At 72.2% G+C, this 20,712-nt stretch carries 20 protein-coding genes and 1 tRNA gene; 3 read left to right on the top strand and 18 right to left on the bottom strand.

What is annotated here, in order from left to right:
* Positions 1-23: 23 nt before the first annotated feature.
* The 14 genes from BIU96_RS16890 to rplU form a co-directional block, all read right to left on the bottom strand.
* The gene (locus BIU96_RS16890; RefSeq protein WP_254786225.1) at positions 24-1,724 is read right to left on the bottom strand and encodes a DNA polymerase Y family protein; all 1,701 of its coding nucleotides are present in this window, start codon (positions 1,722-1,724) and stop codon (positions 24-26) included.
* Positions 1,721-2,542: a hypothetical protein gene (locus tag BIU96_RS16885; RefSeq protein WP_175477593.1), complete on the bottom strand. Its 822-nt coding sequence runs from the start codon at positions 2,540-2,542 to the stop codon at positions 1,721-1,723. Before BIU96_RS16885 ends, BIU96_RS16890 begins: the two co-directional genes overlap by 4 nt.
* A gap of 90 nt (positions 2,543-2,632) precedes the next feature.
* On the bottom strand, positions 2,633-4,180 hold the full coding sequence (locus BIU96_RS16880; protein WP_071293767.1) for an anthranilate synthase component I family protein: 1,548 nt from the start codon (positions 4,178-4,180) through the stop codon (positions 2,633-2,635).
* Entirely contained in the window at positions 4,159-5,082 is a 924-nt protein-coding gene (locus BIU96_RS16875; RefSeq protein ID WP_071293766.1) for an aldose 1-epimerase family protein, read from the bottom strand. The genes BIU96_RS16880 and BIU96_RS16875 overlap by 22 nt, the downstream gene beginning before the upstream one ends.
* A 102-nt stretch (positions 5,083-5,184) precedes the next feature.
* Positions 5,185-5,260 (bottom strand) — tRNA-Ala (locus BIU96_RS16870).
* A gap of 106 nt (positions 5,261-5,366) precedes the next feature.
* Complete coding sequence (gene rsfS / locus BIU96_RS16865) at positions 5,367-5,741, bottom strand: ribosome silencing factor (RefSeq protein ID WP_022907296.1); 375 nt, start codon at positions 5,739-5,741, stop codon at positions 5,367-5,369.
* Between the two features lie 129 nt (positions 5,742-5,870).
* Entirely contained in the window at positions 5,871-7,442 is a 1,572-nt protein-coding gene (locus BIU96_RS16860; protein WP_071293765.1) for a hypothetical protein, read from the bottom strand.
* The gene (gene nadD, locus BIU96_RS16855) at positions 7,439-8,038 is read right to left on the bottom strand and encodes a nicotinate-nucleotide adenylyltransferase (RefSeq protein WP_083403021.1); all 600 of its coding nucleotides are present in this window, start codon (positions 8,036-8,038) and stop codon (positions 7,439-7,441) included. Before nadD ends, BIU96_RS16860 begins: the two co-directional genes overlap by 4 nt.
* Before the next feature lie 11 nt (positions 8,039-8,049).
* Positions 8,050-8,250, bottom strand: a complete 201-nt coding sequence (locus BIU96_RS16850) for a hypothetical protein (RefSeq protein ID WP_071293764.1) — start codon at positions 8,248-8,250, stop codon at positions 8,050-8,052.
* A gap of 42 nt (positions 8,251-8,292) precedes the next feature.
* The gene (locus BIU96_RS16845) at positions 8,293-9,558 is read right to left on the bottom strand and encodes a glutamate-5-semialdehyde dehydrogenase (protein ID WP_071293763.1); all 1,266 of its coding nucleotides are present in this window, start codon (positions 9,556-9,558) and stop codon (positions 8,293-8,295) included.
* Positions 9,559-10,002: 444 nt separating this feature from the next.
* Positions 10,003-10,821, bottom strand: a complete 819-nt coding sequence (proB, locus tag BIU96_RS16840; protein ID WP_254786224.1) for a glutamate 5-kinase — start codon at positions 10,819-10,821, stop codon at positions 10,003-10,005.
* A gap of 7 nt (positions 10,822-10,828) precedes the next feature.
* Positions 10,829-12,409, bottom strand: a complete 1,581-nt coding sequence (obgE, locus tag BIU96_RS16835) for a GTPase ObgE (RefSeq protein ID WP_071293762.1) — start codon at positions 12,407-12,409, stop codon at positions 10,829-10,831.
* An 86-nt stretch (positions 12,410-12,495) separates the two neighbouring features.
* Positions 12,496-12,747 carry a 50S ribosomal protein L27 gene (gene rpmA, locus BIU96_RS16830; RefSeq protein WP_022905368.1) on the bottom strand — a complete coding sequence of 84 codons (252 nt, stop codon included), beginning with the start codon at positions 12,745-12,747 and terminating at the stop codon, positions 12,496-12,498.
* A gap of 14 nt (positions 12,748-12,761) precedes the next feature.
* On the bottom strand, positions 12,762-13,070 hold the full coding sequence (gene rplU, locus BIU96_RS16825) for a 50S ribosomal protein L21 (RefSeq protein ID WP_071293761.1): 309 nt from the start codon (positions 13,068-13,070) through the stop codon (positions 12,762-12,764).
* Between the two features lie 180 nt (positions 13,071-13,250).
* On the opposite strand from rplU, the gene BIU96_RS16820 reads away from it, so the two are divergent.
* On the top strand, positions 13,251-13,523 hold the full coding sequence (locus tag BIU96_RS16820; protein WP_071293760.1) for a DUF4031 domain-containing protein: 273 nt from the start codon (positions 13,251-13,253) through the stop codon (positions 13,521-13,523).
* A gap of 176 nt (positions 13,524-13,699) precedes the next feature.
* On the opposite strand, the gene BIU96_RS16815 is transcribed toward BIU96_RS16820, so the two are convergent.
* Both BIU96_RS16815 and BIU96_RS16810 read right to left on the bottom strand, forming a co-directional pair.
* A complete protein-coding gene (locus BIU96_RS16815; RefSeq protein ID WP_071293759.1) occupies positions 13,700-14,635 on the bottom strand; it encodes a hypothetical protein in 936 nt (311 codons plus the stop codon).
* Positions 14,636-14,637: 2 nt separating this feature from the next.
* Positions 14,638-17,424, bottom strand: coding sequence for an Rne/Rng family ribonuclease (locus BIU96_RS16810; protein ID WP_071293758.1), 2,787 nt, complete (start codon positions 17,422-17,424; stop codon positions 14,638-14,640).
* Between the two features lie 268 nt (positions 17,425-17,692).
* On the opposite strand from BIU96_RS16810, the gene BIU96_RS16805 reads away from it, so the two are divergent.
* Together BIU96_RS16805 and BIU96_RS16800 are read left to right on the top strand one after the other, a co-directional pair.
* Positions 17,693-18,295: a vitamin K epoxide reductase family protein gene (locus tag BIU96_RS16805; RefSeq protein WP_254786221.1), complete on the top strand. Its 603-nt coding sequence runs from the start codon at positions 17,693-17,695 to the stop codon at positions 18,293-18,295.
* Between the two features lie 100 nt (positions 18,296-18,395).
* Entirely contained in the window at positions 18,396-19,247 is an 852-nt protein-coding gene (locus BIU96_RS16800) for a thioredoxin domain-containing protein (RefSeq protein ID WP_083403020.1), read from the top strand.
* A gap of 169 nt (positions 19,248-19,416) precedes the next feature.
* Here BIU96_RS16800 and BIU96_RS16795 read toward each other — a convergent pair whose 3' ends face one another.
* Positions 19,417-20,268 (bottom strand): thioredoxin domain-containing protein, encoded by an 852-nt coding sequence (locus BIU96_RS16795; RefSeq protein ID WP_071293756.1) that lies wholly within the window; start codon positions 20,266-20,268, stop codon positions 19,417-19,419.
* A gap of 15 nt (positions 20,269-20,283) precedes the next feature.
* A complete protein-coding gene (ndk, locus tag BIU96_RS16790; protein WP_071293755.1) occupies positions 20,284-20,703 on the bottom strand; it encodes a nucleoside-diphosphate kinase in 420 nt (139 codons plus the stop codon).
* Positions 20,704-20,712: the final 9 nt, after the last annotated feature.

Below are 20,712 nucleotides of genomic sequence, written 5' to 3'. Positions count from 1 at the left end.
GCGGTGTCCTCCGGTCCGGCCGTTCACGTCGCCACCGCTTCGGCCCACCAGCGGTGGTCGGCGAGCACCAGGTACCACGCACGCCCCTCGGCGTCGACGAGCTGCAGTCGGTGGAGCCGCCGCCCACCGGCCTCCCACCAGCGCACGACCAGCGGCCACGGCCCGGCCCACGCCGTCACGGACCCGAACCGGCCGCCGCGCTCCCCCTCGGCGCGGAAGCGTTCGGGCACGCCGGTCAGCGCCCCGCGGTCGTCGACGTCGAGGGTGCCGCCGTCGGCGGTGACGACGTCCACCGGGCGCGGACGGTCGAGCACGGTCGCCGGGGGCGGTCCGGGCAGCTTGCCGGGCCACGGGCGGTCACGGACGGTCGCCAGGGCGCGTTCGCCGCCGACCGGGGCGTCGCCCCACGGCACGAGCACGACCCGTTCGGCCAGGGTGCGACCGCCGCCGACCCGCGGTGTGACGACACCGTCGTGCCCGACGAGCCCCTGCACGCGGGCGAGCGCGTGGTGCACCCGCTCGTCGGGTCCGGTCCCCCAGAGCCCGCGTTCGTGGTTCGCCATGTCGTCCACCGCGACGGGTTCGAGCACCACCGAGACGACGGGCGCCTCGAGCCCGGTCGGGTCGACCCCGCCGGCGAGCTGCCAGCGCACCCGGTCGACCACGTCGGCGGCGTCGAACCACCGCGGGTGCACCCACGTGCGTTCGAGCAGGATGTCCCGCTCGTCGACGATGCCCACCCGGATCGTGGTGGCGACGAGCCCCGCCGCCCGCAGCCGTTCGGCGAAGTCGTCGGCGGAGCGCCGGAACGCGAACGCGATCTGGTCGGCACGGTCGAGTGGCGGTTCGAACGCGGCCTCGACCCGGAGTTCCGGTGGGACGCTCCGCGCAGCGACCTCGCGCGGGTCGCGGCCGCCGGCGAGCCGGTGCAGGAACGCCCCGGCTGGCCCGAACCGGTCGCGCACCTGTTCGTCGCCGAGCGCGGCGAACTCCCCCAGGGTCGCGATGCCGAGCCGACCGAGCAGCATCGCGAGGTCGGCGTCCCCGAGCACCCCGAGCGGCAACCCGGACAGGAACGGTGCCGATCCGTCGACGGGGACGATCCGGACGCGTTCCCCGGGGCGCACCGGTCGGGCACGTGCGGCCTGCTCAGCGGCGAACGGGGTGTCGGCGACCCCGGCCCGCACCCCCGGTGCACCGTGGTCGGCGGCGATGCCCGCCAGGGTGGCCGCCGCGGCGCGCTCCCCGCCGTAGTAGCGGGCCGGGCCACGGGAGCGCAGCGCGATGGTGCCGGGTCGGAGGACCTCGACGCCGGGGACAGCTGCCTCGACCGCACGGATGACGGGTTCGAACGCCCGGTGGTCGAGCGCGTCGTCGTAGGGCTGCACGACGAGCTCGGGGCAGCGCGCCTGGGCCTCGCGCACGCGGATGCCCCGCACGACGCCGTGCTGCCTGGCACTGGCGGAGCTGGCGTACACCTGCCCCTTCGCGACGAGGGCGAGCGGGCGCTCCGGTGGCTCGCCGGCGGCGCGGGCGGCGGCGATCACCGGCCAGTCCGGGCACCACAGCACGATCGTCCGGGTCGGCGGGGGTTCGGGCAGCGCACCCCCGCGAGCGAGTGCGTCGGCGCGGATCGACCGCGCATCGGGCGCCCCGGACCCGGCGAGTGCCCCGGTGACCCGGGACCCGGCGGTCCGGGTCCGTCCACCGCCACGGGGGCTCACGACGCCACCGCCACGGGACGCAGCACGGACGTCGAGCCACCACCGGCAGCGGCACCCGCGGGCACGGCAGCACGCACGGTGCCGTCCGCCGCGGGCAGGAGCAGGTCGGCGTCCACCGGACGCCCGGCCCCGGCCCGGCCGCTCGCCGACACCGTGACCCGCCGCTCCGTCAGGAAGCCGTGGCCGTCCCCGATGCCGCTCCACTCCGACCTGGTCACCCGCAGCGTGACGTCGGCCCCGGGCCACGACCCGAGCGCGACGAGCGCCCCGCCGCGCTGGCGCAGCCGTGCCGACAGCCGGGAGACGTCCCCGGGCACCACCCGGCCGAGCGGACGGGTGAGGACGATCTGCGCCACGTCCGCCAGCGCCGCGGTCACGGTGAGCCACTGGTCGCCCGGGTCGGGGACGAGCACGAGCCGCTCGAGGTCGATGCCGGCAGCGGCGGCCGCTTCGACGCCGAAGGACGGCACCCCCACGACGGCACACCAGGCCCCGGCCGCGGAGGCGGCCTGCAGCATGGTGATGGCCAGGAGCACCGATTCCTGCACGGCGTAGGACCCGCCCACCCGGATCGCGCCGCCCGGCAGCAGCGGCGCGAGCGCCTCGGCGGTGGGGAGCCCCTCGGTGTCGACGCGCGTGGACTCCATCTCGGCGACCCGCGACCGCAGCGACGTGATGCGCTCGAGCGCCACCCGGGCATCGCCCAGGTGGTCCACGCGGCGCACCGGCCGGGCAGACCCGGAGCGTCCGGTCGACTCCGGCGGAGCCCCGGACGACTGGAGTGCCGTCGCCGTTTGCATGCCCTCATATTCGAACATGTGTTCGATGATGTCAACGAGGACCGACATCCTGTGGACAACTAAGTCGAACACGCGTTCGACACGCCGATGAGTCCGAAAGACACGCCGCTACCAGCGCGCGACGGCCCCCACCCCGGCGAGCACCGACCGGGTCTTCGTCTCCACCTCGTCCGCCTCGTCCGCCGCCACCGACGACCACGTCACCGCGCCGCCGGCACCGAACGTCCGTGACCGGACGGCACCGGTGTCCTCGTCGACCACCGTCACCAGTGTGCGGATGGCCACCGACAGGTCGACCGCCCCGCTCGCCGAGAAGTACCCGATCACGCCCGAGTACACGCCCCGGGGCGCGCCCTCGAGCCGGTCCGCGATCGCCATCGCGCTGTGCTTCGGCGCACCCGTCATCGACCCCGGCGGGAACGCCGCGCGCACGACGGCCGCCCGCGAGACACCCTCCGGCAGCACCGCACCGATGGTCGAGACCATCTGGTGCACGGTCGCGTAGGTCTCGACGTCGCAGAGCCGGTCGACGTGCACCGACCCCGGCACCGCCGTCCGGAGCAGGTCGTTCCGCAGCAGGTCGACGATCATGACGTTCTCGGCGCGGTCCTTCACGCTCGCCGCGAGCTCGTCCCGCACGGCCCGGTCCGCCGCCCGGTCCGGGAGCCGCCGCCGGGTGCCCTTGATCGGCTCCGCGGACACCGCACCGGTGGCCTCGATCCGCAGGAACCGCTCCGGCGACCGGCTCGCCACCCGCAGCGGCCCGAGCCGCAGGTACGCACCGAACGGCACGGGGTCCGCCCTGCGCAGGCGCAGGTACTCGACCAGGTGCGGGTCCGTGGCGGAGCCGACCCGCGCCTCCAGGCCCGCCGCCGGAGCCAGCCCGAAGGCGGTGGTGAGGCAGACCTGGAACGCGTTGCCCTCGCGGATCTCCGCGCGGCACGCCTCGACGGCCGTCTCGTAGGCGGCGCGCGTCACGCGTCCGGTCGCCGCCGTGTCGGCCTGGAGGCGCGGCTCGCCCTCCGCGACGTCGGCTCCCGTCGACGACGCGGTCACCGTCTCGGTCCACGCCCGGTTCGCGGCACTGGCCGCCGGTTCCGCGTCGGCGACCAGCGCCAGCGCCCAGGCGGCTCCGTCGTCCGCGACCACCACGGCGCGGTCCGTGAAGCGCAGGTCGGCGTCCGCGTGCCCGTCCGCCGTGCGGTCGACGGCGCCGGACTCACGGCCGAGTTCGTAGCCGAGGAACCCGACCCAGCCGAGCGCGAACCCGCACCCCGTGATCGGCTCGGCGAACTCCGGGGTGGACGCGAGCAGGTCGGTGAGCACGTCGAACGCCGACCGGTCCTCGTGCCGGGGCGCCCCGAACCACCGATCGGACGCCGGGGCCGCCGTGATCCGGGCCCGCCGGTCCTGGTGCCGGAACCGTGCCGCGAACGGACCGTCCGTCCACGCCAGAACGGACCAGCGTGCCCGCGCACGTGCGCCGAGCGGCGAGCCGTCCGGCAGGGAGGAGTCGAGCCAGACGACGTCGTCGGCGGTGTCGGCCGCGAGCGAGCCGAGGTCGGGCGTCGACGGCAGCCGCCGCACCACGATGCGGACCGACGGCCGGGCCGGTGCCCCGGCGCGGGCTGGGGTCAGACCGCTGCGATCGTCCACGAGGCCGCGTGGGAGGCGCCCGGCTCGAGCACGACGAGCCCGGAGTCGGCACCGGCGTTGAAGGCGTCCGGCGCGCAGGTCATCGGCTCGACCGCGAGGCCGGCGCGGTGGTACTCCGGCACGACGTGGTCCGCGGTGTGCACCTGCGCCCACGGGCACTCGGGCCCGAAGGACACCCGGACGCCGCGCCCGTCCGCCGCGGTCAGAACGATCGTGGCGACGCCCTCGGCGTCGCGGTCGAAGCCGGTGTACGCGTGGTCGATGAACCGGTCGCCGATGCGCGTCGCGGTCCGCAGGTCGAACTCGTCGTGCACGGGCGCGAGCCCGGTCGGGATGAGCCGGTCCTCGGTGACCTCGAGCACCTGCGCGGCCGGCAGGGTGAGGGTCCAGTCGTCGACCCGGCCCTCGCCGCCCACCAGGTACGGGTGCGGGCCGGTCCCCCACGGCGCGGCGTCGTCGCCCGTGTTCGTGCCGGTGACGGTGGTGTGCAGCCCGTCGGCGTCGACGCGGTACTCCACGAGCACCTCGACGCGGAACGGGTAGCCGAACTGGGCGGGCACCGTCGTCGCGAGGACCGCACGGTCCGGCTCGTGCACGGCGATGCGGAAGTCGGTCCAGGCGACCAGGCCGTGCAGGGCGTGCTGGCGCTTCGGCTCGGTCAGCGCGAGCTCGTGTTCGACGCCCCCGAACGTGTACGTCCCGTCGACGACCCGGTTCGGCCACGGTGCGAGGACGGCGCCGCGGAAGGCCGGTCGGACCTCGTCGGCGTCGAACGGCACCACCAGGTCGCGCCCCTCGTGCCGGAGCGCCCGCAGGGTCGCCCCCACCGAGGCGATCTCGGCCGTGTAGCCGGCCGAGGTGATCGTCAGGGCGGAACCGGAGAGGGGGGCGTCGCTGCTCATGCGCTCAGCGTAGCGGGACCGCTGCGGGCGCCGGAACGGGTGCCGGGACAAGTGCCCGGGAACGACGAAACCCCCGCGGTTCCGAGGAACCGCGGGGGTTGTTGGTGGATCTGAGGGGACTCGAACCCCTGACCCCCTGCATGCCATGCAGGTGCGCTACCAGCTGCGCCACAGACCCGTTCGTACTGCTTTCGTGCCGACCAGTTCCCCGGAGGCACCATAGAAGCGTACACCATGCGATCGCCGGGTGACGAAATCGTCGACGCCACCCGGGCGAGTCGCGGCTAGGCGGTGTGGTCCACCGGAAGCTCGAGCGGGATCGTCGGGCAGTCCGACCAGAGGCGCTCGAGCGAGTAGTACTGACGGTCTTCTTCGTGGAAGACGTGCACGACGATGTCGCCGAAGTCGATGAGGACCCAGCGGCCCTCGCTCCGGCCTTCACGGCGGAGCGGCTTGGCCCCGGCGTCGAGGAGGCGCTCTTCGATCTCGTCCGCGATGGCGAGCACGTTGCGCTCGTTCCGGCCGGTCGCGAGCAGGAACACGTCGGTGAGCTGCAGCGGCCCGGTCACGTCGAGGGCGACGAGGTCCTCGGCCTGCTTGGCGTCGGCCGCTTGTGCGGCGATCTGCACGAGTTCCAGTGCACGTGAGGAGGCGGTCACGGATTCCTTCCGGTCGTCGAACCGGCAGGGTGCCGGATCGCTTGATGGGTCCCGATCATAAGCCACCCCACCGACGGCGGCCAGGCCGCGACCGACGGGGGTCCGATGGGCGGGTGTCGATGGCGGGGTCTAGCCGCCGAACGTGTGGGTGGTGACGAGGGCCACGATGATCACCGCTGCTGCGGCGACGCCGACGGCCCCGACCGTGACGCCGAGGATGAGCGGCGTGCGCGACTCCTTCGGCTTCGCGGCCGCCAGGACCACCTGACGGGTCGAGGTGTGGCTCGACACCGCGCGGCTGGCACGGACCGGGCTGGCGTCCGTGTCGGGCTGCTCGTCGTGCTGCTCGAGCAGTCGGTCGACCTCGGCTCCGTCGATCGGCCGGTGCGACCCGGTCGAGGACAGCGAGGCCGGCAGGTCGATCGAACCGGTGAGGATGACCTCGCCGGTGGCGTTGAGCGCACCGGTCGGGTCAGCGAGGGCCGAGTTCGGCAGGATGATCGCGTTCGTGTTCGTCACCGCGACGCGACGGGTGCCCGTCTCGGTGTCGTGGACCTCGGCGTCGTGGGAGTCGTGCGCCTGCTGCGACCAGTGGCCGACGGGCGGCTCGAAGGCCGTCGTGACGGGCTTCGGCTCGGTCGGTCGCTGGAACGAGGCGGGGACACGCGGCGCTTCCGATGCAGGCGCACCGCTGGCCCGCGGGGCGGAGGTCGGCGCGCTCACCGGTCGGGAAGCCGACGTCGGGGCGGCAGCCGGGGTCGTGCCCGGAGCGGCCAGCACGGGGACCTCGTTGGTGTCGTCCTCGTCGAGGGAGAGCGGGAACACCGCCGGGGTCGACGACGCGACGCTCGAGGCCGACGTCGGCAGGGGCGGAGCGGCAGCATCGTCAGCAGGGGTCTCGCGGGCCGGGGCGTCCGTGGCACCGGCTCCGGGCGCAGCACCATCGGGCGCAGCGGAGTCCGGCGCAGCGGTGTCGGGCACGGCGGTGTCGGGCACGGCAGTGTCCGTCGCGTCGGCGTCCGGCGGGGCCCAGGTCGAGCGGTGTCGACGGGGCTCCTCGGCGTGGGCCGCCGCGGCCTCGAGGGGTTCGATGGCGTCGGGCGAGCCGTCGGCCTCGGTCGCCTGGGCGACGGCGGCCTGGTCGAGCACGACGGTCTCGGCGGCGGGCTCCTGGGCGGCTGAGCCCTCGGGCTCGGCGTTCGCGTCGGCGTTGGGGTCGACCTGGAGCGCGTCGACCGAACCGAGGACGTCCTGCACCGTGCGGTCCGAGGACTGCGGCGTCGGGTTCTGCAGCGGGACCGGCTGGATCGCCTGCCCCTCGGCCGCGCGCATCTGACGGATCTGACGGCGTGTGAGGCCACCGCTGCCGGGCACGATCTCGGTGGCGGACGCCGGCGGGGCCGACGGCACGCCGGACGGTGAGGACGCGACCGGAGCGGGAGCCGCAGCGGTCGGCGCCGACACGGGCTCGGCGGACTGCGCCGACACGGGCGCGGCGGCCGAGGACGGCTTGGCGGACTGCGCGGGGGCACCCGGTGCGGGCGCGACGTGCGACCCGGGACGACTGCGGGCTCCCGCCGGGTCGGCCGGTGCCGCGACGGTCGGTGGCGGCGTGACGGGCTGCGCACCGGCCGCGGCGGCACGCTCCCGCTCGCGCGCCTCGCGCCGCGACAGAGGCGGCTGCGCGTCGGACGAACTCATGCAACGCTCCGATACAGATGGTGCTTGGAGATGTACTGGACGACGCCGTCGGGGACCAAGTACCACACGGGGAAACCGCGTCTCACCCGGTCGCGGCAATCGGTCGACGATATCGCCAGCGCGGGAACTTCGAGCAAGCTTACGTCTCGTTCGGGCAATCCGGTGATGCTCAAGGCGTGTCCCGGACGCGTCACGGCGACGAAGTGCGCGAGGTCCCAGAGGCCATCATGGTCTTTCCAGTCGACAATCTGCTGGACGGCGTCTGCGCCCGAGATGAAGACGAGCTGCGCGTCGGGCCGCTGAGCGTGCAGGTCGCGGAGCGTGTCGACCGTATACGTCGGGCCCGGACGGTCGATGTCGACCCGGCTGACGGTGAACATCGGGTTGGACGCGGTGGCCACGACCGTCATCAGGTAGCGGTGCTCGGCGTCGGTGACGCCGGACTTCATGTACGGCTGACCGGTGGGGACGAACACGACCTCGTCGAGTTCGAACGCGCGCGCGACCTCGGACGCGGCCACCAGGTGACCGTTGTGGATCGGGTCGAACGTGCCACCCATCACACCGATGCGTGGCCGCCCCGTGCTCTCGAGCATGGAGTGGCAGGTCAGATCTTGGTGTGACCGAACTCGTCGACACCCGTCTCGTGGTGGCGAGTGGCCTCGAACTTCTGCGAGTGACGGTAGGCGACGTCGCGGAAGCTCCAGGTGACGAAACCGAGGAACGCGAAGAACAGCGCGCCGCAGAGCGGGAAGACGTACGCGGGGACGCCAGAGGCGTGCTCAGCGGCTTCAGCGAGGAAGGTCATGTGTCCGATGCTCCGTTCGGTCGGGGGAATTCGCCGTTCAGTCTAGCCGCGGATCTGGCCCTGCCCGCGCACGAGCCACTTGGTGCTGGTGAGTTCGGGCAGCCCCATCGGGCCGCGAGCGTGCAGTTTCTGGGTGGAGATCCCGACCTCGGCACCGAAACCGAACTCGCCGCCGTCGGTGAACCGGGTCGACGCGTTCGCCATCACGACGGCGGAGTCGACCTCGGCGAGGAAGCGCTCGGCCGTGTCGACGTCGTTCGTGACGATGGACTCGGTGTGGCGCGTCGACCACCGGGCGATGTGCGCCATCGCTGCGTCGACGTCGGGCACGACGCGGATCGACAGGTCGAGGTCCATCGACTCCGTCGCCCAGTCGTCGTCCGTCGCGCGCAGTACGCCCGGCACGATGACCCGGGTGGCCTCGTCGCCGCGGAGCGTCACACCGGCGGCGCGCAGCCGGTCGGCGAGCACCGGCAGCAGGCGCTCCGCCGCCCGCTCGTGCACCAGGAGGGTCTCGAGGGCGTTGCACACGCTCGGCCGCTGCACCTTGCTGTTCAGCACGATGTCGACGGAGCGGTCGAGCGGCGCGGACTCGTCGAGGAAGACGTGCACCACGCCGGCCCCGGTCTCGATCACCGGCACCTGGGACTCGGTGACGACGGTCTGGATGAGCGAGGCGCTCCCTCGCGGGATGAGCACGTCGACCAGCCCACGGGCGCGCATGAGCTCGGTCGCGCCGGTCCGCCCGAACTCGTCGATGGTCTGCACCAGCGCGCGCGGCAGCCCGACCGACGCCACGGCGTCCTGGATGCGGGCGACCAGCACCGCGTTCGTGCGCTGCGCCGCAGAGCCACCGCGGAGGACGACGGCGTTCCCGCTCTTCAGCGCGAGACTCGCGATGTCGACCGTGACGTTCGGGCGTGCCTCGTAGATCGCGCCGACCACGCCGAAGGGCACCCGGACCTGGGTCAGCTGCAGGCCGTTCGGCAGCCGTGACCCGCGGACGTGCTGCCCCACCGGGTCGGTGAGCCCGACGACCTGCTCGACCGCGGCCGCGAGGGCGTCGATCCGCACGGCGTCGAGCCGGAGACGGTCGAGCAACCCCGAGGACAGGCCGTCCTCTTCGCCGGCGACGAGGTCACCGTGGTTCGCCACGACGATCTCGTCCGTCGCTGCACGCACCCCGGCGGCGATCGCGAGGAGCGCCGAGTCCTTCACCGCGGTGGTCGCCGTGGCGAGGGCCGACGAGGCGTCCCTCGCGGCGACGAGTCTGTCGGTCAGGGTCGGTGCGGGGGCGGTCAGCGACATGGCTCGATTCTAGGCGCGGGCCCTCGCCGCATGACGGTGGTCAGGTCCGCCTGTGGACTCGGCCTGGAGGCGCACCTCCTGTGGAGGGACCGGCCGCCTGTCCTCGAATCGGCAGCGCCCCGGAACAAGCGGGCGTGTCCGCCGTCGAGCGGTCACGACGTGCCGCTCACGTCCGCCGACCGGGCGAGAACGGTCAACGGTCCGCGCCGAGCGGGACGTGTTCCACCCGCTCGCCGACCGCACCAGGGTGCCGACCGCACCAGGGCGCGCCGAACGCCGGGGCCGAGCCGCGCCTCCAGTCCGGACACGCGACGAAGTCGCGCAACACGCCGCCTGCCGAGCGCCGAGGTCGCACGACACGCCGCGAGCCGTCACGTGCGGCGACACATCGAGCGACCTCGCCGACCGCGCGCCGACCAGCGCGCCCAGCCGGACGGAACGCGCTCAGGAGCGCGGAGCCGCCTCGAACCAGGTCCCCACCTGGTCACCCGCGAGCGCCCGCTCGACGAGCGCCGTCGCCGTCACGAGCACGGCGGTGCCGGCCTCGGCGGCGAGCCGTGCCGCAGCGACCTTCGTCCCCGCTCCCCCGGTCCCCACGCCGGCTGCCCCGATCGACCCGAAGGTCACCCCGGCGAGCTCGTCGCCGAACGGCACGAGCGAGATCGGCGTCGCGCCGGGCTGCTCCGGCGGCCGCGTGTAGAGCGACTCGACGTCGGAGAGCAGCACGAGGGCGTCGGCCCCGAGCAGGCGCGCGACCAGGGCCGCGAGCCGGTCGTTGTCACCGAAGCGGATCTCGTGCGTGGCGACGGTGTCGTTCTCGTTCACGATCGGCAGCACCCGCAGCGTGAGCAACCGGTCGACGGCCCGCTGCGCGTTCACCCGGTGCGTCGGGTTCTGCAGGTCCCCCGCGGTCAGGAGGATCTGCGCGGCGACGACCCCGTGCCGGTCGAGTTCCTTCTGGTACCGGAACATCAGCACGTTCTGGCCGGTGGCCGCCGCGGCCTGCTGCGTGGCCAGGTCGTCCGGCCGCCCCTCGAGTCCGAGGAACGGGAACCCGGTCGCGATGGCACCAGAGGACACCAGCACGACCTCGGTCCCCCGGGCGTGCGCTGCGGCGAGGGCGTCGACCAGCGCAGCGATCTGCCCGGTGTTGTCCCCGCTGACCGACGACGACCCGACCTTGACCACGATCCGCCGCGCACGCGGGATGTCCTCGCGTCGGGTGACGGGTCCGAGGCCGGTGCGCGCGGTCGTGTCGGTCATGCTGCGGTCAGTCCCTGTCGCTCTGGTCCGCGCCGGTCGCCGACGCGCCGGTCACCGATGCGTCGGTGGCGACGGTGCCGTCGGTGTCGTCGTCGTCGACCCAGAGGCCGGCGATGCGCTCCTGCTCGAGCTCGGCACGGGCTGCGGCCTTGGCGTCCATCCGCTCGAAGTACTCCTCGCGGCGCTCGTTGCGGGTCGGACGCGAGGTCGCCCCGATGCGCGAGTCGGTCCCGCGCGCGCTCGTGATGAGCTCGGCGGTCGAGGTGAGGGTCGGCTCCCAGTCGAAGACCGTGCCGCCGTCGCCACCGATGACGACGGTGGACCCGGCGACGGCTCCGGCCTTGAACAGGCCGTCCTCGACGCCGAGCTTCGCCAGGCGGTCCGCGAGGTAGCCGATCGCCTCTTCGTTGGTGAAGTCGGTCTGCTGCACCCAGCGCTCCGGCTTGGATCCGCGGATGCGGTAGAAGCGGTGCTCCTCCCCGCCTTCGGCGCGGATCGTGTACGGCTTCTCGTCGACCGCCTTGGGACGGAGCACGATGCGCTCCGGCACCGGCTCGGCGGCCCGGGAGGCGCGTGCCTGCTCCACGACGTCGGCCAGCGCGAACGTCAACTCGCGCAGGCCCTTGCGGGACGCGGTGGAGATCGGGAAGACCCGGTAGCCACGCGATTCGAGTTCCGCGGTGACGAACTCGGCGAGTTCGGCGGCCTCGGGCACGTCGACCTTGTTGAGCGCGATCATCTGCGGACGCTCGAGCAGCGGTACCTGGCCCTCTGGGACCGGGTAGCGCGCGAGCTCGCCGAGGATCACGTCGAGGTCGGTGATCGGGTCGCGGCCCGGGTCGAGCGTGGCGCAGTCGATGACGTGCAGCAGCGCCTCGCAGCGCTCGACGTGACGGAGGAACTCGAGGCCGAGGCCCTTGCCCTCGGACGCGCCCTCGATCAGGCCGGGGACGTCGGCGACGGTGAAGCGGACGGAACCGGACTCGACGACGCCGAGGTTCGGCGTGAGGGTCGTGAACGGGTAGTCGGCGATCTTCGGCTTCGCGGCGGAGATCGCGGCGATGAGCGAGGACTTGCCGGCGCTCGGGAACCCGACCAGGGCCACGTCGGCGATGGTCTTCAGCTCGAGGCTGACGTCGCCGGCCCACCCTTCGGTCCCGAGGAGCGCGAAGCCGGGAGCCTTGCGCTTCGTGGTCGAGAGCGCCGCGTTGCCGAGGCCGCCCTGACCGCCGGGGGCGATCACGACGCGCATGCCCGGCTCGGTCATGTCGGCGATCACCTCGCCGTCCTCGTCGTGGATGACGGTGCCGATCGGGATGGGCAGCTCGAGGGTCTCCCCGCTGATGCCGCTCCGGTGGTCGCCCATGCCGGGCTGCCCGTTCTTCGAGGAACGGTGCGGCGAACGGTGGTAGCCGAGCAGCGTCGTCACGTTGGGGTCAGCGACGAGCACGATGTCACCACCGTCCCCGCCGTTGCCGCCGTCGGGGCCGGCGAGGGGCTTGAACTTCTCACGGCGGACCGACACGCAGCCGTTGCCACCGTTGCCCGCGCTGAGGTGCAGGGTCACGCGGTCGACGAAGGTCGCCATGGGTCCACTCCTAGGTGTTGCAAAGAAAGAACGGGAGGGGCGGGCACGTGGCCCGCCCCTCCCGCAGAGTCAGATCGTCAGTGGTGTTACGCGTTGACGATGTTGACGACCTTGCGGCCGCCCTTGGTGCCGAACTCGACCGAACCGGCCGAGAGGGCGAACAGCGTGTCGTCGCCACCGCGGCCGACGTTGGCGCCCGGGTGGAAGTGGGTCCCGCGCTGGCGGAGGATGATCTCGCCGGCGTTGACGACCTCGCCACCGAAGCGCTTCACGCCGAGGCGCTGTGCGTTCGAGTCACGACCGTTGCGAGTGGAGCTCGCACCCTTCTTGTGTGCCATCTTCTACTCCCGCCTTACGCGATCGAGGTGATCTTGACGCGGGTCAGCTCAGCGCGGAAACCCTGACGCTTCTTGTACCCGGTCTTGTTCTTGAACTTCTGGATGATGACCTTCGGACCGCGGAGGTCCTCGAGCACCTCGGCGGTGACGGTCACGTTGGCGAGCTCGGAAGCCGCCGACGTGATCTTGTCACCGTCCACGAGGAGCACCGGGGCGAGGTCGATGTTGCCCTTGTCGTCGGCCTTGGCACGGTCGAGCGTGATGATCGTCCCGACCTCGACCTTTTCCTGACGGCCGCCGGCGCGCACTACTGCGTAAACCACGTGGAAATCCTTACGTAACTCTGCTTGAGGGAAGTCTCGGGTGCCCACTTCTGCACGAGCGGCTCCCGGAGGCCCGGGCCCGATCGGCGACGCAGGCAGAACGGCCCGCTGACACCAGGGATCGAGAATACTCGATCCCCCTACGTCCGGTCAAACGGCGACACACGTAAGCTTGCTCGTGTGACCGTGCTGATCGACCCGCCGACCTGGCCTGCGCACGACACGGTGTGGTCACACCTCGTCAGTGACCGATCCTACGACGAGCTGCACGCCTTCGCCGAACGTGCCGGGATCCCCCGCCGCGCGTTCGACCACGACCACTACGACGTGCCCCTCGCGCGGTACGACGAACTCGTCGCCGCCGGGGCCACCGCGGTCTCCGGGCGCGAGCTGGTGCTCCGGCTCATCGCGAGCGGACTGCGGGTCGCCCAGCGGGACAAGCGCGTCTTCTGACCCGGCCCGGAGGCGCGGCTCTGCCCCGGCACGCCGCCTCCGGCCTCCGCGTGGCGTGCGCACCGCACGGTGCAAGTCACCCCGAGCCGCGCGATGGCGCGGTTCGGGGTGACTTGCGGTGTGCGAACGCCGTGCGCGGCCCCGGAGGGTCGAGGCGCTGAGCGCTCCGGGACGACTCAGCGGGGCGCCGGACCACCCCAGGGGTTGGTCGGCGGCTGCTGACCGCCGTACGGCGGCACCTGCGGCTGCTGGGGGTGCTGCGGCTGCTGCTGGACCGGTGCGGTCTGCACGGTCGCCGGCGGTACGGCGTCCGCCGGTCGGACGGTGCCGGGCGTGCCGGGGGCTCCGGCGGCACGGCGTCCGCCTCGCGGGCGTCCGAGCCACAGCCACGCGGCGGTCGAGGTCGCGAGCAGCAGCACGGTGAACGGGATGCCGTTCTGCAGCGGCGTCGTCACGACGTCGATGACGAGTCGTGCTCCCCCGTACCGAACGGCCCCGAAGGACCCCGTGAAGACGCCGACGAGCGCGAGGGCGACGGTGCCGGCGGCTCCGGCGAGCACCGCACGGAGCAGCACCGTCGGCAGCGGACTGCGGCGGGCGATCGGCGTCAGGAACGCGAGCGCGAGGAACGCCCCGGCGTAGAACGGGAACGGTGAGGCGAAGACCCCGCGGACGAACCCGCCGAGCAGGCTGTTGCCCGCGCCGTAGGACGAGAACGGGTGGACCACGAGCGACGTGCCGAGCAGCCCGATGAGTCCGGAGACGAACTCGACGAGCACGAGCGACACGACGGCGATGAGCGCGCCGGCGGTGTTCGTGACCGACGCTCCCGGCGCGAACGCCCGGCGGGGGTCGGCCGCAGCGCGCTGACGGCGCTGCGGAGCCCCGGACGGCCCGCCGTACTGCTGTCCGGCGAACTGCTGTCCGGCGGCGGGGCCGGGCTGCGGTGCGCCGTACTGCGGTGCTCCGTACTGCCCGCCGCCGTACGGCTGCTGCGGGGCCTGCTGCTGCGGGTGCTGCTGGGCCTGCGGGCCCGGTGCGGGCTGCTGCCAGCCCGCACCGTAGTACCCGCGGTCCTGCTGCGACCGCTGCGGGTCGCCCGGGTTCGACATCGTCAGTTCCCCAGGATCACGGGGCCGTCGTCGGTGGTGTCGCCGTCGGTGGTCGCCGGAGCGCTGATGCTCGGCGACGAGACGCGGCGCGAACGCGAACGCCCCTGCCCCGGCTGCTTCGGCTCCGGGAGCGCCTGCAGGACGGAGTCGAGCAGCGACTCGGCGTCACCGCTGACCTTTCGCGGCTCGCGCTTCGTGGCGGCGATCGGGATGTCGAGGATCGCGACCGAGGTCTCGGTCGGGGTCACCGGGGCGCTGGAGCTGACCCGACGACGCGTCGGAGCCTTCGGCGCCTGCTCCTCGACCGCCGGAGCCTCGACGACCGGCGACTCGGCCACGGGGGCGTCGGCGACGGGTGCTTCGGCGCCGGGTGCTTCGACGACCGGCGCGACGGGTGCCTCGGGCGCGGTGGAAGCGGCAGCCTCCGGAGCCGACGCGGACTCGGTGGACGCGGACTCGGTGGACGCGGTGTCGGGCGCACCCGCACCCCGGCCGCCGCGGCGACGACGACGCTTCGGGCCGGAGGACTGCTCCCCCTGCTCGGACGCGTCCGGCGAGGACGTCGGCGACGAGGGGCTCTCGACCGAGGCCGCCGGAGCGGATGCGGGCGTGTCGTGCTCCTCGTGCGGGATCGTCGACGCGGCGATCCGCGACAGCGCGTTCTTCACGTCGTCGGTGATCTGGTGCGCCTGCGAGGACTTCGCCTCGGGCGCTCCACCGTTGCCGCCGCCGTTGCCGCCGTTGCCGTTGCCGTTCGACCCGTTGCCGCCACGGCTCTTTCGCCGGCTCTTGGACGGACCCGGGTCGGCGTTGTTGTCGTTGACCTTGGCGTTGACCTCGTCGAGGGACTCGCGCAGCCCGACGCCGATCTTCTTGCGGGTCATCTGCACGAGGCCGAGCGAGGTGACCTCGGCGACCTGGTGCTTCGTGCGGTCGCGGCTCAGGCACTCGACGAGACGACGCAGCACGAGGTCGCGGTTCGACTCGAGCACCATGTCGATGAAGTCGACGACGATGATGCCGCCGATGTCGCGCAGGCGGAGCTGGCGGACGATCTCCTCGGCTGCCTCGAGGTTGTTCTTCGTGACGGTCTCCTCGAGGTTGCCGCCGGAGCCGACGAACTTCCCCGTGTTGACGTCGATGACCGTCATGGCCTCGGTGCGGTCGATGACGAGCGAACCACCGGAGGGCAGCCAGACCTTGCGGTCGAGGGCCTTCTCGATCTGCTCGTTGAGGCGGTACTCCTCGAAGGAGTCCGGGCCGTCGTAGAGCTCGACACGGTCCTTCAGGTCGGGCGCGACCGCGGTCAGGTACTCGTCGATGGTGGCCCGTGCGGACTCGCCGTCGATGATGAGCTTCGTGAAGTCCTCGTTGAAGACGTCGCGGACGATCTTCACGAGCAGGTCGGGCTCGGAGTGGAGCATGACCGGCGCCTGGCCGCCGGCGACCTTCTTCTGGATGGCCTCCCACTGGCTGGTGAGGCGCTGGACGTCGCGGGTCAGCTGCTCCTCGGTGGCGCCCTCGGCGGCGGTGCGGACGATGACGCCCGCGTGCTCCGGCAGGACCTCCTTGAGGATCTTCTTGAGGCGCGCGCGCTCCGTGTCCGGCAGCTTGCGCGAGATGCCGTTCATCGAGCCGTTCGGCACGTACACGAGGTAGCGGCCGGGCAGCGAGACCTGGCTGGTGAGCCGGGCGCCCTTGTGGCCCACCGGGTCCTTCGTGACCTGCACGAGCACCTTGTCGCCGGGCTTCAGCGCGGCTTCGATGCGTCGGCCGTGGTTGCCGGTGTCGACCGAGGCCCAGTCGACCTCGCCCGCGTAGAGCACGGCGTTGCGACCGCGTCCGATGTCGACGAACGCCGCCTCCATCGAGGGCAGCACGTTCTGGACCTTGCCGAGGTACACGTTGCCGATGAGCGACACGTTGTGCGACTTGGTGACGTAGTGCTCGGCGAGGACGTTGTCCTCGAGCACGCCGATCTCGATCGTCGAGGAGCTCGAACGGACGATCATCTGGCGGTCGACGCTCTCGCGGCGGGCGAGGAACTCGTCCTCGGTGACGACCTGGCGACGACGCCCGGCGTCACGGCCGTCGCGGCGGCGCTGCTTCTTCGCCTCGAGCCGGGTCGAGCCCTTCACCTTCTGCGGCTCGGTGATGTACTCGACCTCGCGGCGACGGGGCTCCTGGTGGTCGCGCGGTTCGCGCGGTTCCCGCAGGTCGCGCGGCTCGCGGTCGGCGCTGGTGCCGCGGCGGCGGGAGCGACGGCGTCCGCCGCCCTGCTCGTCGTCGTCGTCCTCGTCCACGCGGGGGGCGCGGTACGGCAGCTCCGGCAGGACCGGCGCGTGGAAGATCAGGCTGAGCGTGCTCGTCGCCTTCGGCACGAACGGCTCGGCCGCGGCGGGTGACGCCGGCTCGTCCGGCGTGTCGGTTCCGGCGGCGTCCGGACTGGAGGCGCGGCTCGCCTCGTCCTCGACGCTCGCCGCCGCCGTCCCGGTGGCGTCCACGACCGGCAGGTCGCCGGTCAGGGTGCTCACGTCGTGCGGCTCGGCGCTCGGGCTGGCGACCGCGTCGACCTCGACCGAGACCGCGGGCACCGCCGCTGCGGTCTCCGGTGCGGTGACCGTCTCGTCCGTCAGCGCGACCGTCTCGTCGGCCGGAGCCGCCTGCGCGGCGTCACCCCGTGCCTCCAGGCTGCCTGCCGACCGGGCGCGACGGCCGCCGAACAGGCGACCGCGACGCTTCGGCGCGACTTCTTCGTGGTTCGTGTTGTCGTTGTTCTGCTCCACCATGGACCTGGTGCACTCCTTGACCCCGCTCGCGCCCTCGTCGGGCGGCGGGAATTCTGTAGTTGTAGCGGGTGGCGACCACGCCCCCGCGTTCGCTGTCTTGTGACCGGTGCGTCGTGCGCATCGCGGTCACGGTGCGCTCTCACCGCACCTGATCGTCCGGGCGGCGCCCGGAAAGCATTCGTCGTCGCGCGGATCGGCCGCACGACATGCAGCGATTATCGCATGCCGCACCCGGAAAGGACCGGAACGGGCGTGCGATGATGACGCCGTGAGCACGCCAGCACCTGCCGTCCGACGTCCGATCGCCATGGGGGTCTTCCTCCTGATCACCGGTCTGGTGGGCCTGTACGGGTCTTTCTCGCTCGTCCTCGACGAGTTCGCGAAGTACGCGGACCCGAAGAAGGTGCTGTCCTGCGACGTCAACCCGTTCATCAGCTGCTCGGACGTGATGGCCAGCTGGCAGGGGCACCTGTTCGGCTTCCCGAACCCGCTGCTCGGCGTGATGGGCTTCGTCGCGCCGATCGCCGTCGCGGTGATGCTGCTCGCCGGCTTCCGGAACGGTTCGCGCTGGTTCTGGATCGCGTTCAACGCGGGCGTGTTCCTGGCGTGGGTCTTCGTGACGTGGCTCTTCACGCAGACGGTCTGGTTCATCGGCGCGCTCTGCCCGTGGTGCATGCTCGTCTGGTCGATGACGATCCCGATGTTCTGGGTGTTCACGATCTGGAACGCCGCGCAGGGTCGCTTCGGCGCCGGCACGCAGCGTGTCGGCCGGCTGCTGCTGCCCTTCTGCTGGGCGTTCCCGCTGGCGAACTACCTGGTCATCATCGTGACGATCCTCATCAAGTTCCCGACGATCCTGACGTCCTTCTGATCCCTCCCTGGACGTTGTCGATGACGCGTCACCGAATTCCTGGTTCCTTCCCAGCCAGGACGGCGGATCGGCGTGTGGGCAGCACCTACGCTCGATCTCGATGAGCGAGGACGACGGCAAGAAGGCACGGCGAGCGGCAGCGCGGGAACGCGCTCGCGAGACACGTGAGAAGGAGCAGGCGCGTCGGCGCCGCAACCGGACCCTGGGGATCAGCGGCATCATCGTCGGCGGGCTCGCGGTCGTCGCGATCGTCGTCGTGGTGATCGCGAACTCGGTGCAGCCGGCGGGTCCCGGTCCGAAGAACATGGCGAGCGACGGGGTCCTGCTGCACGGCGTCGACGGGCAGATCCAGCCCGTGACGACGAAGGCCACGCCCGAGGGCGGGAAGCCGACCCCGACGGAGCAGGACGACTCGGTGACCAACATCACCGTGTACTCGGACTACATGTGCCCGTACTGCAACCAGTTCGAGACGAGCCAGATGCCCCAGATCCAGCAGTGGGTGAAGGACGGCTCGGCGACGCTCGAACTGCATCCGTTCAACCTGCTCGACCGGGTCTCGCTCGGGTCGAAGTACTCCACCCGCTCGGCCGCTGCGGCCGCCTGCGTCGCGAACGACGACCCGGACGCGTTCCTGGCGTACAACACCTCGCTCTACGAGAACCAGCCGTCCGAGAGCACCCGCGGGCTGACGAACGACAAGCTGGCCGCCCTGGCGAAGGCCGCCGGCGCGACGAGCGGCGAGGTCGCGTCCTGCATCCAGGACCAACGATTCGCGGGCTGGGTCGGCGACGCCACGAACCGGGTGCTCAACGAGGCGATCCCGAACTCGTCGCTCGACAAGGTGACGAGCACGCCGACGATCATCGTCAACGGGAAGCAGTACACCGGCTCGCTGACCGACACGGACGCGTTCGCCGCGTTCGCCGAGCAGAACGGCGGCGCCGCGTAGGGCGCTCACCCTCGTCGTGGCTGCGGCGCCGGTGGCGCGGCAGCCCGGTGGCCGCGGCGCCGGTCGACGCCGCACAACGAAAGTCGCCCCGAACCGCGCATGCGCGTGGTTCGGGGCGACTTTGGTTGTGCGAGCCGCAGCGGGCCGGCGGCCGTCGGCCGGTGCCGGCCTACTTCGCGGCCGCGTCGATCTCGGAGATGACGTTGGTCAGCGTGTCGACCTTCTTGCCGTTCACCAGGATCGTCGGCGTACCGAAGCCCTGCGTGCCCTGCAGTGCCGGGTCCGCGACGACGTCCTTGGTCGACTTCGTCACCCAGCCCTTGAACTGCTCGCTCGACAGGCACTCGGAGACGTTCGACCCCGTCGCCCCGCCCGCCTTCACGAGCTTCGCGATCTCGGCGTTCGTCAGGCCCGCGGTGCCCTCTTCCGGCTGGTTGTCGAAGAACTGCGTCTGGACGTCGAGGAACTTGTCCGGGGCGTAGTTCGCGACGCACATCGCGGCATTCGCGGCACGGCTGGCGTAGCGCGAGTTCTGGTAGCTGCGGTCGAGGATCGACACCGGCTGGATCGCCAGCGTGGCCTCGCCCGACTTCACCTTGTCGAGGATCTGGTCGGCGTAGGCGGCCTCGAACTGCTTGCAGACCGGGCAGGCCCAGTCGACGTACTCGGTCACGGCGACCGCGCCGTCGGCGTTCTTGGTCGGGACCGGCGTGGCCGTCCCGTTCGCCGTGACGTTGCCGGTGGTCACCGGGGTGACCTCGCCGTTCTGGCCGGTGAACTGGATCGCACCGGTCGCCATGTTCTTCGGGCCCGTCGCCGACACCGTGTTCGCGTTGTTCACGTTCACGATGACGATCGCCACGATGGCCGCGATCGCGATGATGCCGACGCCGATGCCGCCCTGCAGGAACCAGCGGTTGCGGCGCTTGCGGCGCTTCTCGGCGTCGGCGCGCTGCCGGGCGACGTCACGTGCGTGCTGGCGACGCTCGTTCTTGGTGGGTCGGTCGTTGTTGTTCGTCACGGTCGTCCCCGCGGCTCAGGCGAACCAGAGCGCGAGCTCGCGCGCGGACGACTCGGGGCTGTCGGACCCGTGCACCAGGTTCTGCTGCACCTTGAGGCCCCAGTCGCGACCGAGGTCACCACGGATGGTGCCCGGCGCGGCCGAGGTCGGGTCGGTGGTGCCGGCGAGCGACCGGAAGCCGGCGATGACGCCGTTGCCGGCGACGCGCACGGCGACGACCGGGCCGGACTGCATGAACTCGACGAGCGGCTCGAAGAACGGCTTGCCCTGGTGCTCCTCGTAGTGGGCGTCGAGCAGGTCACGCGGCGCCGTGAGCATCTTCAGGTCGACGATCTCGTAGCCCTTGGCCTCGATCCGGCGGAGGATCTCACCGGTGAGCTGGCGGGCGACGCCGTCGGGCTTGACGAGGACGAGGGTCTCTTCGAAGTCGGACACGCAGTACTC

The organism is Curtobacterium sp. MCBA15_008 (assembly GCF_001865065.1).
Lineage (GTDB): Bacteria > Actinomycetota > Actinomycetes > Actinomycetales > Microbacteriaceae > Curtobacterium.
Note: the sequence above shows the minus strand (reverse complement) of the source record. Positions and strands in the feature narration are given on the sequence as shown.